The organism is Mycobacterium colombiense (genome assembly GCF_003284975.1).
In the GTDB taxonomy this organism is placed as follows: domain Bacteria; phylum Actinomycetota; class Actinomycetes; order Mycobacteriales; family Mycobacteriaceae; genus Mycobacterium; species Mycobacterium europaeum_A.
The window spans coordinates 1-15708 of the sequence record NZ_QMEU01000014.1; the positions used below are offsets into that span (position 1 = coordinate 1).

General features: G+C 68.0%; 14 protein-coding genes. 9 read left to right on the forward strand and 5 right to left on the reverse strand.

The window, feature by feature from the left end; all coding sequences use genetic code 11:
* The coding region (locus DQP58_RS07390; RefSeq protein WP_205869366.1) for an MCE family protein at positions 1-555 on the forward strand (555 nt) is incomplete at its 5' end.
* Positions 556-607: 52 nt separating this feature from the next.
* On the opposite strand, the gene DQP58_RS07395 is transcribed toward DQP58_RS07390, so the two are convergent.
* Both DQP58_RS07395 and DQP58_RS07400 read right to left on the reverse strand, forming a co-directional pair.
* Positions 608-1525 carry a DMT family transporter gene (locus DQP58_RS07395; RefSeq protein WP_112707805.1) on the reverse strand — a complete coding sequence of 306 codons (918 nt, stop codon included), beginning with the start codon at positions 1523-1525 and terminating at the stop codon, positions 608-610.
* 100 nt (positions 1526-1625) lie between these two features.
* On the reverse strand, positions 1626-2519 hold the full coding sequence (locus DQP58_RS07400; protein WP_112707806.1) for an oxidoreductase: 894 nt from the start codon (positions 2517-2519) through the stop codon (positions 1626-1628).
* A gap of 149 nt (positions 2520-2668) precedes the next feature.
* Here DQP58_RS07400 and DQP58_RS07405 point away from each other — a divergent pair, with 149 nt between their 5' ends.
* The 5 genes from DQP58_RS07405 to DQP58_RS07425 all read left to right on the forward strand — a co-directional run bounded on the left by DQP58_RS07405 (position 2669) and on the right by DQP58_RS07425 (position 10313).
* Entirely contained in the window at positions 2669-3661 is a 993-nt protein-coding gene (locus tag DQP58_RS07405; protein ID WP_112707807.1) for a diacylglycerol/lipid kinase family protein, read from the forward strand.
* A gap of 422 nt (positions 3662-4083) precedes the next feature.
* Complete coding sequence (locus DQP58_RS07410) at positions 4084-7341, forward strand: thioester reductase domain-containing protein (RefSeq protein ID WP_112707808.1); 3258 nt, start codon at positions 4084-4086, stop codon at positions 7339-7341.
* Between the two features lie 32 nt (positions 7342-7373).
* On the forward strand, positions 7374-8282 hold the full coding sequence (locus DQP58_RS07415) for a metal-dependent hydrolase (protein ID WP_112707863.1): 909 nt from the start codon (positions 7374-7376) through the stop codon (positions 8280-8282).
* 13 nt (positions 8283-8295) lie between these two features.
* Positions 8296-9228 carry an alpha/beta fold hydrolase gene (locus DQP58_RS07420; RefSeq protein WP_112707809.1) on the forward strand — a complete coding sequence of 311 codons (933 nt, stop codon included), beginning with the start codon at positions 8296-8298 and terminating at the stop codon, positions 9226-9228.
* An 8-nt stretch (positions 9229-9236) separates the two neighbouring features.
* On the forward strand, positions 9237-10313 hold the full coding sequence (locus tag DQP58_RS07425; protein ID WP_112707810.1) for a PDR/VanB family oxidoreductase: 1077 nt from the start codon (positions 9237-9239) through the stop codon (positions 10311-10313).
* Positions 10314-10326: 13 nt separating this feature from the next.
* On the opposite strand, the gene DQP58_RS07430 is transcribed toward DQP58_RS07425, so the two are convergent.
* The 3 genes from DQP58_RS07430 to DQP58_RS07440 are packed head-to-tail and all read right to left on the reverse strand — an operon-like array spanning position 10327 to position 12430.
* Positions 10327-11031, reverse strand: a complete 705-nt coding sequence (locus tag DQP58_RS07430) for a class I SAM-dependent methyltransferase (RefSeq protein ID WP_112707811.1) — start codon at positions 11029-11031, stop codon at positions 10327-10329.
* A gap of 41 nt (positions 11032-11072) precedes the next feature.
* Positions 11073-11906: an alpha/beta fold hydrolase gene (locus DQP58_RS07435; protein WP_112707812.1), complete on the reverse strand. Its 834-nt coding sequence runs from the start codon at positions 11904-11906 to the stop codon at positions 11073-11075.
* Complete coding sequence (locus DQP58_RS07440; RefSeq protein ID WP_112707813.1) at positions 11903-12430, reverse strand: MarR family winged helix-turn-helix transcriptional regulator; 528 nt, start codon at positions 12428-12430, stop codon at positions 11903-11905. The genes DQP58_RS07435 and DQP58_RS07440 overlap by 4 nt, the downstream gene beginning before the upstream one ends.
* A 148-nt stretch (positions 12431-12578) precedes the next feature.
* Between DQP58_RS07440 and DQP58_RS07445 the strand changes: the two genes are divergently transcribed.
* From DQP58_RS07445 to DQP58_RS07455, 3 genes are all read left to right on the forward strand, one after another.
* The gene (locus DQP58_RS07445; protein WP_112707814.1) at positions 12579-13865 is read left to right on the forward strand and encodes a hypothetical protein; all 1287 of its coding nucleotides are present in this window, start codon (positions 12579-12581) and stop codon (positions 13863-13865) included.
* A 45-nt stretch (positions 13866-13910) separates the two neighbouring features.
* Entirely contained in the window at positions 13911-14201 is a 291-nt protein-coding gene (locus DQP58_RS07450) for a YiaA/YiaB family inner membrane protein (protein WP_112707815.1), read from the forward strand.
* Between the two features lie 136 nt (positions 14202-14337).
* On the forward strand, positions 14338-15666 hold the full coding sequence (locus tag DQP58_RS07455; protein ID WP_112707816.1) for an acyltransferase family protein: 1329 nt from the start codon (positions 14338-14340) through the stop codon (positions 15664-15666).
* The last annotated feature ends 42 nt before the right edge of the window (positions 15667-15708 follow it).

The window sequence follows — 15708 nt, forward strand, 5'->3', positions numbered from 1 at the left end:
CGGGCGTTGTTGTCGGCGGCCGGGTTCGGTAACACCGGTGCCGAGCTGTTCAACAAGGCCGGGCCGTATCTGGCGCGCGGCGCCGAAGACCTGGTGCCCTCGGCGCAGCTGCTGGACACCTACAGCCCCGAAATCTACTGCCTGATGCGCAGCGAACACGATGCGCTGCCCGCCACCGGGGCGGCCGAGGGCGGGTTCAACGGCTACTCGCTGAACATGGACACCGAGGTGCTCTCCGGGCTGGGACTGATCGCGAACCCGGTATCCGCGGTGCCCGTCATCGCGTCGCTGGTCGGCGGTGTCGCCGGAGTCGTCGGGGGCGCGCCCAACCCGTACATTTGGCCGGAGAACCTGCCGCGGGTGAACGCGCGCGGCGGGCCGGGCGGTGCGCCGGGCTGCTGGCAGAAGGTCACCCGCGACCTGTGGCCCGCACCGGAGCTGATCATGGACACCGGCAACAGCATCGCGCCCTACAACCACCTCGACACCGGGTCGCCGTATGCCATCGAATACGTCTGGGGCCGCCAGGTCGGCGACAACACCATCAACCCCTGAGCGGACGCCGGCGTCGTGAGAACGCCTTTCCGGCAACCCTTTTCGGACTATCTCAGGCCTGGGTGGTCGCCGTGGGGCGGGCGCTGGATTTTACGTCCCGGCCCGCGCCGGCCGACATGGAGGCGGCCTCACCGCGGGCCAAGCCGACCGTCGCGACGATCACCACGACGAGCGTCGCCGCCAGCACAAACCATTCCCAGCCGCCGGCTGCCAACGTCTCGCGGAGCACGATGATGCCGAGGATCCCGCCGACCACCGGCTTCGCCACGATGATCGTCGGCAGCGAGGCGGTGAGCGCGCCGGCTCGATACGCCGATTGGTGATAGATCATCCCGGCCGCTCCGCAGAACACCAGCGCGTACAGCTCGAATGACACCCACACCTGGCCGGGGTGGTGTTCCAGGACGTCGACCACGCCCTTCATCAGCACGGCGAACACCGCCAGCAGCGTGCCGGCGACGGCCGCCAACAGCAGCGCCGCGACCGGGCGATCCGCCCAGATCCGCGCGCCCAGGAGCCCGAGCAACAGCAGCGGGCCGATTACCACGGCGACCACGATCCAGATGTGCAGCGGCGCCCGCTGCTGGCCGCCGGTGGGGTCCCCGACCGCGATCAGCACCGCCAACGCCACCGCCAGCACCAGCGCCCAGGTCCACTCCCGGCGGGTGATCCGGTTACCGGTCATCCGCGAATAGATCGGCAGGGCGAACAGCAGGGCCGTCACCTGCAACGACATCACCAGCAGCACCGAGCCCTTGTCGAGCGCGGCGGCCAGCAGCACGTAACTGCCGATGTCCCCCAAACCGCCCAGCCACCAACGCTTGTCGCGCAGCAACATGCCGAACAACGTCAGGTGGCCCACCCGCTTGTCGGTGACCTCCTGCGCGGAACGCTGCCGCACCACGTTGCCGATCGCGGACGCCAGCGCGGCGCAGAGGGCGATAATGGCCGCCAGATGCGCGTCCGACATGGCCTTACCTCCTCGTTGGGCGCGGTGCCGCTACCCATCCAATCTAGTCACGACCCGGACGACCGGCGCGTCGAAGGTCACCGAGCCAGCGAAGACGGCGTCAGAGCGGGAACGTCGTCCCGGTGAGCCGCTCGGACAGTTCCCACAGGGCGCTCGCGGTGCCCGCGCGCTTTGCCGGCCAGTTCCGCCACGTGGGCTGGGTACGGCCGTACAGGCCGAACCGCGGCCCGACGAAGGTGTCGCCCGGCAAATCCTGCGAGACCGCGTACAGCGTCTGGCGGGCGCCGAAGTCGGCATCGGTGGACACGATCCGGTCGACGGCCAGCACCGCCGCGTCGCCCAGTTTCCGGCCGGAGTTGCCCTGCAGGTTCGTCTGCGACCAGCCGGGGTGGGCGGCCAGGGCCCGCAGCGACGTGGGGACGCCGTCCAGCCGCCGCTGCAGCTCCTTGGTGAACAACAGGTTCGCCAGCTTCGATTGGCTGTAGGCCAGCCAGGCCGAATAGGGCCGGGACTGAAAGTTCAGGTCCTTGAGGCTGATGTAGCCGAAGTGGTGCATCAGCGAGGACACCGTCACCACGCGGTCGGTCAGCTTGGGCAACAGCAGGTTGGTCAAGGCGAAATGCCCGAGGTGGTTGGTGCCGATCTGACCCTCAAACCCGTCGACGGTGACCGCGTGCCTGGTGGCCATGATGCCGGCGTTGTTGATCAGGACGTCGACCTTGTCGATGCCCTCGGCAAAGCGCCGCACCGACGACAGGTCCTGCAGGTCGAGCTGACGCACCTCGGCCGTCCCGGTCGCCGGACCGGTTGCCGAACCGATCATGCGAGCGGCGGCCGCGTGGCCCTTGTCGGTGTTGCGGACGGCCAGGATGACGTGGCCACCCACCCGGAGCAACTCGCGGGCGGTGACCTCGCCCAGCCCGGCGTTGGCCCCGGTGATGACGATGTTCCGTCCGGCGAACGAGGGCAGCTGTGCTGCGGTCCAATCGGCCATGGCAGCCACCCTAACTTCGCACTTGCGACCCCGACCGGTGGGCCGACGGGCCCTGCGGCGACGGGCGGGAGCGATGTCGGTCACCCGCCGCGCCCAGGTATCGTGCCTGGGATGACCAGCGAAACCCCACCCGCCGCGGGGATCGCCGGATGCATCTAGGCGTCATCGTCAATCCGAAAGCGCGGAAAAATCGCTCCGCTTCCCGCGATCGCATCGCCGAACTGCGTCGCATCGTCGGCCCCTGGGGCGAGGTGCACGAGACCAACTCGATCGAGGAATTGCACGACACCATCGCGCAGCTGGCGCCGCGCGTCACCCACCTGGTGGGCGACGGCGGCGACGGCGCCCTGCACTGGTTGATCAACGAGGTCGAGCACTGCATCGGGGATCCGCAACGCTGGCCCGCGTTCGTCCCGACCAACGGCGGCAGCGTCAACGCCGTCGCCCGCAAGGCCCGGGTGCGCGGGCGGCCCGAGGCGATCATCCGCGCGCTGACCGCGGCCGCCGAAACCGATCGACCCCCGCCCGAAGTGGACCTGGACACGTTGGTGCTCGACGGCGCCACCGCCGACGGCGCGGCGTTTCATCGGCTCTGCTTCGGGCTGGCCGCCGGCGGCGTCGGAAACCGTTTCTACGACCGGTATTACGACTCACCCGATCACGGCCGGCTGGCCGTCGCGCGGGTGATCGCTCGCAGCTTCGGCGACTACATCACCTCCAAGGTCGCCCCCAGTCGAGTGAAGACGCCGAACTATGCGTCCATCCTGTTCACCCCGACGCAAGCGCGCGTGGTGATCGACGGCGACGAGGTCCCGTCGCGCACGCACAGCCTGCTGCACGCCGGCGCCATCGACCTGCGCATCGGCGGCCCACTTCGGTTGTTCCCGAAGGCTTCCGAGCCCGGTGCGCTGCATTTTCAGGCCGGATACCTGCGGCCGTCCAGGATCGTCGTGCAGCTTCCGACGGCCCTGACCAACGGCATGCTCCGCGGCGCCGGGCTACGCGATGTCAACGGCCGTGAGATGGTCATCGAGGCCGAGGACGAACCGCTGTCGCCCATCATCGACGGGGAGCGCTTCCTGGGCATCGTCAAACTGGTGGCCCGGCCGGGCCCGCGTATCCGCATCGCCCGGCCCGCCTAGCCCGGCCGTTCGGCGGGCGGCCGCCGTGGCGGGTTCTCCGGCGTCGATCGAATTGCGTTTTTCGATTTGCAATTTCGCCATTAGGCGTGACCAACGTAATAATATTCCCCGACCGTGCGTCCGGTCGCCGACGGTATCGAATTGCGCGAATTCGTAGATACGTAGTTCAGTATCTCAGGTGGTCGACGCGGCATAACACCAGCTCGTCCGCCACTGAGATACTGAAGTCCGTATGCGCGGATATCAGCATTAGTGCATTTAATTCTGCCATTTAAGTTTCACCTGTGAATGTGGTGTGCGACGGCCCTTAATGCGGCTCGACGCTTTGCTCAGGACGGGCTGGCGGCGCTACATTAGTCTTTATATTCACGACGGAAGTCGTTCTCGGGCTGAGCCAACCTGGAAGGGGGATCACTCCTACGATGGAGACACTGATCGATTACCTGCAGATGTGGGAAGCGCAGAGGCCGGACCAAACCCTCTTCCGGTTCGTCGATGCCGACGGCCGCGAACTCGAGCACTACACCTACCAGGCCTTCGCCGAACGCACCCGCGAGCTGGCCGCCTACCTGTCCACCGAGGCCGGCCTCAAGTCCGGCGATCGTGCGCTGCTGGTCTACCCGCCCGGTCTGGAAATGATCGCGGCGCTATATGCGTGCGCGCGCATCGGGGTCATCGCCGTTCCGGTCAGCCCGCCCTTGCCGATGTCCTTTGATTCCGGGCTGGCCAAGCTCAGCTTCATCGCGCGCGATTGCCAGGCGACGGCGGTGCTGTCGACGAAGCAGTTCGAGTACGACTTCCGCCTGCTGCTCGGCCAGCGCCGCGGGCAGGGCGTGTGGACGGACGAGTCCGACGCCGGCCTGCCGGACCTGCCCTGGTTTGCCACCGACGGCGCCCAGGACTTCGGCGGCGCCCCCGTCGCGGACACGCCCGGCGAGGTGCTCTTCCTGCAGTACACGTCCGGGTCGACCAGCAATCCGAAGGGTGTGGTCGTCACCCACGCCAACGTCATCGCCAACGGCTCCGCCTTCACCGGCGACGTGGTGCTGGCCTCGTGGCTGCCGCAGCATCACGACATGGGTCTGATCTCGGCCTACATGTTCATCGTGCTGCTGGGCGGGTCCACCCACGCGATGTCGCCTCTGGACTTCCTCGCCCGGCCCTCGTCGTGGCTTCGGCTCATCAGCGACGTGCGCGCCACCCACACCCCCGGACCCAACTTCGCGCTCGAATACTGCCTGCGCGAGGACAAGCTGCCCGCCGCCGAGCTGGCCGGCGTGGATCTGAGCAGCCTCGAATGCATCGTGGTGGGCGCAGAACCGCTGCGGGCCAACACCTTCGCTCGCTTCCGGCAGCGGTTCGCCGAGTACGGCCTGCGGCCCGAGGCGCTGACGGGCGCCTACGGCATGGCTGAATCCACCCTGATCGTGTCGATCCGCGGGCGCCAGACCATCGCGGTCAACAAGCGCGGGCTGGAGCGCAACGTCGCGCGCGTCGAAAAGGCGTTGCCGGAAAACAGCAACCAGGTCGCGTTGGTCAGCTGCGGCAAGCCCATCGAGGAGACGCTGGTCCGCATCGTCGATCCCGAATCGCGCCAGGCGCTGCCCGACGGGCGGGTCGGCGAGGTCTGGCTGGCCGGACCCTCCAAGGGCGCCGGCTACTGGAACCGTCCGGAGCTCACCGCCGAGATGTTCGGCGCCCGCATCGTCGGCGATGACGAACACACCTTCCTGCGCACCGGCGATCTCGGTTTCCTCTACGAGGGTGAGCTTTTCGTCTGCGGCCGCAGCAAGGACCTGATCATCGTCCGCGGCGTCAACTGCTACCCCTCCGACATCGAAGCCGTCGTCGAGCGCACGGCCGCGCACGTCCGGAGCGGCTGCGTCGCCGCCTTCTCGGTCGAGCACGACGAGTCCGAAGCGCTGATCGTCGTCGCCGAGGTGCGCGACGAGCACAACCTTCCCGACGCCAAGTCCGTGGCCCGCGCGATCCGCCGGCACTGCCACATCGATCCGCACGCGATCGTCTTCGCGCCGCCGCGCAGCATCCCCAAGACCACGTCCGGCAAGATCCGGCGCGCTTCGACGCGCCAGCTGTGGCTGGACGACGAGCTGCGCGCCTTCGCCACCTGGATCAACCAGTCCGCCAACCGGACGCACGGCGAACTGGGTGCCGGCGCCGGTCCGCTGGAACGCTTCGGCAACCTCATCGAGAGTTACGACCTCACCGGAGACGAGGACTGCTCGTTCGCCGATCTCGGCATCGACTCGCTGGCGCTGGCCGAGCTCCGCACGGACCTGCAGGCCCTGCTGGAGGAGAACGGCGCGGGGGAGCTCGCCGAAGAGGTCAACACCCGGCTGCTCCAGCGGCTGACGGTCTCCGAATTCTTCGGCCTGATAAGGCAATTCGGTGAGGGATCCGGCCAGCCGCTCGAGGCCCTGCGCCGGGCGCTGGACACGATTTCCGCCGAGTACGAGGCCCACGAGGCCGCCCAGATGCGGGCCGACGCGGCGCTGCCGCTGCCGGAGTTGGCGCCGGCGCGGCCGGGCGAGCCCACCGACCTGTTGCTGACGGGCGCGACCGGATTCCTGGGGCCGTTCCTGGTGAGCAGCCTGCTGTCGCGGACCTCCTACACCGTGCACGCACTGGTGCGCGCCACCGACCCCGCGCACGGCCTGGACCGCATCGTCGCGTCGCTGCGCCGCGCCCAGCTCTGGACCCCGGCACTGGAAGCCGATGTCCGCGCCCGGGTGCGCATCATCTGCGGCGACCTCGCCCAGCCCGCGCTGGGCATCGGCGAGGCGGCCTTCCAGCAACTGGCGCGCGACGTCGATGTCGTCGTGCACAACGGCGCACTGGTCAACTACGTGCGCACCTACGACGCCCTGCGGCCCGCTAACGTGGAGGGCACCCGTGAGCTGCTGCGGCTGGCGATGATCAACCACCGCAAGGCTTTCCACCTCGTCTCCAGCACGTTCATCTACGGCTGGAGCACCGAGCCGGTGGTCGGGGAATGGGATGCCAACGAGAAGATGGCCGGCCTGGACTTCGGCTACTCGCAGACCAAGTGGGTCGGCGAGCAGCTGGCGCTGGCCGCGCAGCGCAAGGGGCTCGACGTCCGCATCTACCGACCCTCGCTGATCTCGCCCACCCGGGCGGGCTTCGGCAGCCAGGACGACATCCTGGTGCGCCTGACGGCGTTCATGATCGAGCACGGGGTCGCCGTCAACGCGCTCAACCAGATCAGCCTGCTGCCGGCGGACTTGATCGCGGATCACATCGTCACGCTGATGGGCCTGCCGGACGAGTCGGGCAGCGTCTTTAACATGACCGCGGACGACTATCACAACCTCACCGACGTCACCCGTATCCTGTCCGAACGCTACGGGTATCGCTTTGAGTACCACGACATCCCGTCGTTCACCGAGCAGCTCAACCGCCGCTGCACGCCGAACGACCAGATGTATCCGCTGGTCGATTTCCTCACCCGGTCGGCGGACAAGATCGCGGCCATGCGCGACAAGCGCTACGACAACACCCAGTACCGCCACCGGCGGGGCCTGACCAAGGTCCGCCTGCGTGAGCCGGCCCTGACCGAGACGGTCGATCATCTGGTCCGGTTCTTGCGCAGCGAGCGTCTGATCACTGAGGTAGAGGACGACGCGCAACGCAGCGCCTAACCGGTACAGGCCAGACGGACGAAGGGATGGCGATGTTCACCGTCGATGACAAGGCAACGGGCCCGCATGACGCCGCGCTCGACCACGAGCGGATCGTCCTGCAGGCGCGTGACGTCGACTTCGACTGGTCGACGCTGCCGTTCTACTACGTGCCCAACGAACCGTTCACCACCCACTTCTGCAATGTGCTGCATTTGTTGCTGCCCGCGGGCGAGGAATTCATCGTCGGCGCCTTCAAGGACACCTTGCCGCTGATCAAAGACGATCAATTGCGCCGCGATGTGCAGGGTTTCATCAGCCAGGAGGCCATGCACTCCCAGGCGCACGCGGGGGTGCTCGGACACTTCGCGGCCAGAGGCATCGACGTGACGCCGTTCACCGACCAAATGCGTTGGCTGTTCACCCAACTCATCGGTGACCGGCCGGCGTGGAGCAGCCGCCGGCGGCAGAGCTGGTTGCTCGAGCGGGTGTCGATGGTCGCCGCCCTCGAGCACTACACCGCGATCCTCGGCGAATGGATTCTGGACACCCCGCAACATGACGCCATGGGCACCGACCCGGTGATGCTCGACCTGTTGCGCTGGCACGGCGCCGAGGAAGTCGAGCACAAGGCGGTCGCGTTCGACACCATGAAGCACCTGCGCGGCGGGTACTGGCGGCAGGTGCGCACGCAGCTGCTGATCACGCCGGCGCTGCTGTGGTTGTTCGTCCGCGGTGTGCGGTTCATGTACTCGGTCGATCCCTACCTGCCGCCCGGCACCACGCCGCGCTGGCGCGACTACTTCCGCGCGGCGCGGCGCGGGTTGGTGCCCGGGCCGTTCCAGTTCCTCCGGGTCATCGGCGCCTACTACACACCGAGTTTTCATCCGTCCCAGCTCGGCGGAGTCGGGCGCGCCGTCGACTACCTGGCCCGGTCGCCCGCGGCCCGGGCCTCGCACTGAAACGGCATTGACGATGACGACCGAAGTGGCTCCAACCACGGTCGCCGCCTCCGACGGCGTGCGACTGGCGGTGCACGCCTACACCGAGATCGACCCGGGCCGTCCGACAATCCTGGCCATCCACGGCTACCCGGATAACCACCACGTGTGGGACGGGGTCGCCGAGATCTTGGGCCGCCGGTTCAATGTCGTGGCCTACGATGTGCGCGGCGCCGGGGAATCGTCGAAGCCGGCCACGCGGGCGGGATATGGCTTCGGCCAGCTGGTTTCGGACATCGACGCGGTGATCGACAGCCTCGGGGTCGACCAGGTTCATTTGTTGGCCCACGACTGGGGTTCGATCCAGGCCTGGGCGGCGGTCACCGACGACGCGGTGATGAACAAGGTTGCCTCGTTCACGTCGATCTCGGGCCCGCACCTGAACTACGCGGGCAGGTTCCTGCGGTCCCCGCGCTCGCCGCGCGGCGTCTTCGACGTCCTCAAGCAGGCCTTGGCGTCCAGCTACATCTGGTTCTTTCTGTGCCCCGGCGTGCCCGAGCTGGCGATCTGGTCGCGGGCGACCGTGGCGGTCTTTGCGGCGGTGGAACTCATCGGGCGGCCGCGGGGCGCCGGGCATCGGCGCGCCGCGACCAGCCGCTCGATCCGCGACTATCTCAACGGGCTCAACCTGTACCGCGCCAACATGCCCAAGCCGATGCTCGCGCCCGGAAAGCGGTTGCCGCAGACCACCGTTGCGGTGCAGGTGCTCGTCGCGCGCCAGGATTACTTCGTATCACCCGCCCTGCAACGGTTTACCGGCTCCATCCCGGAGGGCGGCAGGGTCGTCCCGATCGAGGGCGGCCACTGGGTGGTCAGCGCCTACCCGGAGGTCATCGCCCGGCTCACCGGTGAGTGGGTCGACCTGATCGCCCACTCCGCGGACCGTCACGGCATTGGCCAGGCGTGAGGGCTATTGTGGCACAGAGCATTTGGGACAGCATTCCGGCCGACCTCTACGGCCGGCGCAAGCGTGACCGCATGTACACGGCGTTGTACGGCGTCGGCGCGCTGTTCGGCGGGCTGGCCTCGGCGTCGCGGTGGACGTCCTCGCGCGTGCAGCCCGTGCAGCGCACCACCACCGCGGTGGTGATCAACCGCGAGCTTGTGGCTCCCGACGTCGTCGCCTTGACGGTGGCCGACCCGGCCGGTGGGTTGTTGCCGTCCTGGACGCCCGGCGCGCACATCGACGTTCGGCTGCCGTCGGGACGTCGCCGGCAGTACTCACTGTGTGGTTCGCCCGGCCGGCGCACCGACTATCGCATCGCGGTGCGCCGCATCGCCGACGGCGGCGGCGGCTCGATCGAAATGCACGACACCTTCAAGGTGGGGGACAGGTTCGAGTTCGAGGGTCCCCGCAACGCGTTTTATCTCGTCACCGACGAGCGCGAGGTGCTGTTCGTGATCGGCGGCATCGGGGTGACACCGATTTTGCCGATGATCCAGACGGCCCAGCAGCGCGGAATCAATTGGCGCGCCGTGTATGCCGGGCGCACCCGCGATTACATGCCGCTGCTGGACGAGGTGGTTGCGGTGGGCCCGGACCGGGTGACGGTGTGGGCCGACGACGAGCGGGGCCGGATCCCGGCCGCGTCGGACTTGCTCGCCGGCGCCGGGCCGGCGACGGCCGTCTACGTGTGTGGCCCGACCGCCATGCTGGAGTCGGTGCGCACCGCCCGCAACGAACACGCGAACGCGCCGCTGCACTACGAACGTTTCGGCCCGCCGCCGGTGGTCGACGGGGTGCCCTTCGAGCTGGAACTGGCCCGCTCGCAGCGGGTGCTGGAGGTGCCGGCGAACCGGTCGGCGCTCGACGTCATGCTCGACCGCGATTCGACCACCGCGTACTCCTGCCAGCAGGGGTTCTGCGGCACCTGCAAGGTCAAAGTGCTTGGCGGGCAAGTCGATCGCCGCGGGCGCACCGCGGAAGGTGACGACGAGATGCTGGTCTGCGTCTCCCGGGCGAAATCCGGCCGCGTGGTGATCGACGCGTGATCGACGTCTGAAGTCAGCGCCGGATTCCCGTCAGCACGCGAGCGGGCAGCCACGGGGCGCCATACCAGTAGTTGATGCCGAGACCGCGGCTGTTGAGGTTGGTCATCGCGTCAGCGAGAACCCTTGCGTAGTCGGTGACGTGCATGATGTCGACCAGGACAAGCCTGCCGCCGGGTTTGAGGACCCTGGCCATCTCAGCCACCGCGCGGCGACGGTCAACGGGGTTCGAGATGTTGTGCACCGCAAGCGCTGAGGTGACGATGTCGAAGGAGCCGTCGGGAAACGGCAATTCGGTCATGTTCGCGGTGTGCAGCCGGATCCGGTCCGCCACGCCGCGGGCGTCGGCGTTGTCCCGCGTACGCGCGGGATCGTTGCCGGACTGGTCCCTGCTGCGCCATAGGTCGACGCCCTCGGCTCGCCCGCGCGGGAGCCGCTTGGCGACGGCGATCAGCACCGCACCGCTGCCACAGCCGACATCGAGTAGGCGCTCATCACCATTCAATGCCAACCGGTCCAGTTCCCGGCGCCACACGACGTGTTTTCCGCGCATCGTGGTGTGCAGATACAGCGCCGCCTGAGCGAACAACGCCGCCGCGGGAGCACGCCACCAGGAACCACGAGAGCGCGCCACGGCCAGCAGCGCTACACCGCCCAGCGCGAACCCCGCCGGCCAATAGGGCGCCTCGATCCCGTATCGCGTGGTGAACGGTACGTCCATCCTGCCATCTGCCTTCCGCGTCGACCTGGTCGGTTCTGCTCTTACAGCGTTTCGCGTCGTGCCGAGGTTTCCTGCTGTAGTCGGATGAGCAGGGCTTCGGCGAACGCGTCGCAATCGGTGACGAAACCCACGTGTCCGCCGGGCATTTCGACCACATCGCGGTTGAGCAGGCGGCCCAGTCGACGGCTCACCTCGTAATTGGGATAGCCCCGACATTCCCGCCCCACCGCGGGGACGATGCGATCGGCCCAGGGGCGCAGGGCTTCGGGGTGCACCGACACCGAGGTGTACTCGCGAAGCTCACGCTCGAACCAGTAGACCGCGTTCGCCACCGCGTGCGGGGAGTTCGGATTTCTGGACCGTTGCATGACCGCATGGTCTACCGCCGGGAATGTGCGTTCGCGGAACAGTTTCAACGCCGGGTCCGTTCCCGCGTGCCGGTATAGGTCATAGACGTCGGCGAAGAACTCGATCCATTGCCGGCCCTGCGGATGCAAGCACATGGCGGCCGGCTCGAACAACACGACGGTATCGATCACGTCGGCGTGTTCGAGCAGCAGGCGCAGCGCCACAACGGCTCCGGAACTGGTACCGAAGACGGTGGCCTCCCCGCCGCGCGCCACGTGCTCGATGAGGCGCCGCGCGTCCGCGGCGTCGGTGGACAATCGCCGTGAGTAATCCTGTGGGCCGTCAAGGCGACTGCGACTAAAGCCCCGCCGGTCGTATGTCGCTACCCGATAGTGTGCGGACAATCTGTCGGCGAGCGACTCGAAGACGTCCGCCTCGCCGTTGGCGCCGGGAATCAGCAACATCGGGGGGCCGTCGCCGCGGGTCTCGTAATACAGCTGGGCCCCTTCGACTTCCAGCACGCTCATCGCGGCGCCTTGCCGCGATAGCCGCCCGGTCCGTCGTCGGCAGAAAACGGCTGAGCTCGCAGTAGCGCCGCATGTCTGAACGTGATCTCGGTTCCTTCGGCGAGAAACCGCGCAATGGCGTTGAGCTGGTGCTCATCGAACTCCGACAACAGGGTCGCGAGATCGCCACGAAACGGCTCGAACACGTCGTGTACCTGTTGAAACCGCGCCTCGACCGGACGCAGAATTTGTTTGCGTCCGTCTTGCGGGTGAGGTTCACGGTGGAGGTAACCGGCCTTCTCCAGGCGCGCCACCACACCGGTGATCGCACCGGTGGTCAACCCGGTGGCCGCGGCGAGTTCGCTGCCCGTCATCGCGGATCGCTCACGCAGCAGATCAAGACACTTCGTGTCCGTGGGGCCAAGTCCCAACTTCTCGGCGACTGCGTGGTGGAAAAGCACTGCGGCCGTGCTGTATCGACGCGCGAGCGAGCCGGGCAGCAAGTCGAGGAGACGGGTTCGCTTTGTCTTGACCGCCGTGGGCATCCTGAGACCTCTTTCGACACACCGGTAAGAGTCGCTTAGATACTAAGCGAATTATTAAGTCATATGCAAGGCGTCGTGCTGCTGGTTCGCGGGCGAGACCGCGGCGCGTTCGTTGATCATTTCAGCGCCGCTACGTCATGCTTAGGCGATGCCGAAGAAATCGCTACCCGCGCCGGTGCGGCCGGAACAGGGCTCGCGGGAGCCGCTGCTGGGAACCTGGCGGGCCGCCGCGCTGAGCATGGCCGTGATCGCTTCCGCGGCGTGGTACGGGGTGGGCGCACTGCTGGGCGCGGCGGTCATGATTCCGGTGATTTACGCGCTGGCGCGGCTGCGCGGCCACTCGCCGCACGCGCGCAGCACCGCCGAACTGATCGGCGCCACCCTGGGCCCCCGAGCGGGGACGGCCGCGGGCATCGTTCAGTTGCTTGCCTACCTGGTGCTGGCCGCGGAGTTCGCGGCCACGCTCGGATTGCAACTGCTGCAGCTGCTTTGGCCCGATCAAGACCCCGTCAAGATCGTGTCGTGGCTGCCGGTCGGCGCCACAGCCGTGGCGGTGGTGGTCGGTGCCGCCGCCTGTTGGGCGTCGACGCGCGTCGTGGCGACGCTGGCGCTGCCGCTCGTGCTCGCCGGCCTGCTCCTCTACGTCTGCCTCGCGGTGTCGGTGACCGCCCTCGTCGCGCTGAGCACCGACCCCGTCGTCATCGGGACGGCCGCAACACCGCGCCCGCTGTCCGGCCAGCTCGTCGGCTTCGGCCTGGGAATGGTGGGCGTCGAACTGCTCACCGTCCGCAGCACGCGCGTTGCCAGGCCGGGGCGATCCATGTCGCTGGCCGTCGTGCTGGTGGCCGCGGCGGCGGTGGTGTTGTGGGTGGGCGATCACCAGGGCGTGGTAGGCCCGTGGCGATGGAGCGCCAAGATGTTGGCCGAGGCGGTGCCCGAGTTCTACGCCGACGAGGGCCGGCGGTGGCTCGCGGTGGCCACCCTCGCGTTGGCGGTGGCCGCCGCGTTGGTTTCCGCCTGGGCCGCGGTGCGCGTCGCCGCCGGCCTGGCGGTCATGCGCGGGGCGACGGCCGGCGCGGGCCTGCGACTGGCGGTCGTCGCCCTCGTCGCGTTGATCGGCGCCGTCGTCTCGGCGCACGGCGCGCGCTGGATCGGCCTGGCGATCCTGGGCGCGGCACCCCTGCTGCTGATGGCACTGTATGTGTGTGTCACAGAGGCTAATTCACGACTACCCGGGGACAGCGTGGTGGCATGGTGGGTTCGCCTGGTGACGCCCGCCCTGGGCGTGGTGGCCGTGGTCAAACCGCTCGCCGACTCCGGGTTCGCTTCGGTGGAGGTGGCGACGGTGATCGTCGCCGCGATCGGGGTGGCTGCCGCGGGCGCCGCTGCGGTGCTGCTGGCGCGGCCGGCCGATCGCACGGGCGAATCTGAGTAGTCTTACGGATCCTCGCGGGTGGTGTGCTGCCGCAGTCTGTTTGGCATGACCATTCCCAACAGCACGTCGAAAACCACCGCCGCCTTCTTCGTTCAGGCCGCCGTCGCGTTCGCGATCAGCTTCGTCGCCGCGCTCGGCGGGATCTACTTCCTGCCGCTTGACCCGTGGCCGCGATTGTTCCTCGGTGTCACCTTCCTGTTCCTGGTGTCGAGCGCGTTCACCCTGGCCAAGGTGATCCGCGACCAGCAGGAGGCCGCGACCGTCCGGGTGCGAGTCGATGAGGCCCGCATCGAAAAGCTGCTGGCCGACTACGACCCGCTCACCTCCGCGGGCTGAGTAGAACTACTCAGCGCCTACGCGTAGAAGTGCGCAGGCCCGCGCCCGCGCCACCGGCGATGCTTTTCAGATCGCACGATTCCTGCTCCACCACAACGCTTCGGCGTTCACACCACAGAAGGGCAGTTCCGCTCTCATGACCACTCTTGTCAGGTTTCCCGACGTCGCCGAGGTTGCCGCGAGTACGCCGGCCGATCGTGATCGCGTCCTGGACGTCATCCGCATCACGTCGCTGGTCGGCGTGGTGCTCGGCCATACCGTGATGGCGGCCAGCATCATCCGCGATAACGTCCTGATCTGGGACAACCTGCTCACCACCTCGGCGCTGTTTCAGGCGATGACGTGGCTGCTGCAGATCATGCCGCTGTTCTTCTTCGCCGGCGCGGCGGCCTGCGTGTCCTCCTGGGCGCCGGGCGCCAACTGGGGTGACTGGCTGATGAGACGCTGCACCAGGCTGTTCCGGCCGGTGTTCTACTATCTGGCGTTCTGGGCCGTGACGCTGACCGTGCTGTATCGGGCGCTGCCGCAACACGTCTACGAGCCGATCGCCGGTGTCAGCACGCAGCTGCTGTGGTTCCTGGGGGCCTACGTTCTAGTGCTGGCCGCCATGCCGGTGCTGTACCGCATCACCACGGCCGGGCGCCTGGCCGCCGGGGTGGCGGCGGTCTACGGGACGATCGCGCTGATCGACGTGATCCGCCTGCAGTGGCCGGCGCTGATGCCGCTGGGTTATCTGAACCTGGCCGTCTGGTTGATTCCCGCGATGTTCGGTGTGGCCTACCGGCGCCGGTTGCTCGGTGGCCGCGCCGCGCTGACCGTCGCCGCCGTCTTCCTCGCCGTCGATGTCGCGCTGGTGCACTGGGGGCCGTATCAGATCAGCATGGTCGGCACCGGCGATCACCACCTGTCCAACACCAGTCCGCCATCACTGCTGCTGGCCGGCCACGCAATCATCCTGAGCGCGTTGGCCATCGCGGCCGCACCGGCGATCGCGCGCTGGGCGCAGCGGCCTCGAGTGTGGTGGTGGACCGCCATCGGCAACTCGGGCGCGATGACGCTGTACCTGTGGCACATGCCGGTGCTGCTGGGTGTGCACCTGATCTTCGATTACCTTGGCTGCCCGCGCTTTCCAGGCGCACAGGATTTCCTCGCCATCGGCCTCGCGCAGGTGCTCATCGTTCTTGTCACGGTGGCGGTGCTGTTCGTCGCGCTGCGGCCGCTGGAGAACAACCCGCTGTCCGGCTGGGACGGTGCGCCCGCGGTGACGTCACGGGGCCGGGGCGTCGCCATCGGTGCCCTGCTATGCGTGGCCGGCGTGGCGCTGCTCGCGGCGATCAGGTGGGGCCTCAAAGACGACGGGCTGGTGTGCATGGCCGTGGTGGTGACCGCACTGGTGAGCGCGCGAATCATGGCCCAGCACAAGGGCGCAGTGCCGGTCGGGGCCGATCACGCCGCAACGCGGTAGCCCAGAGTCGGTGACCCGCGGGGTGGGTGCGGTTATCCGCCC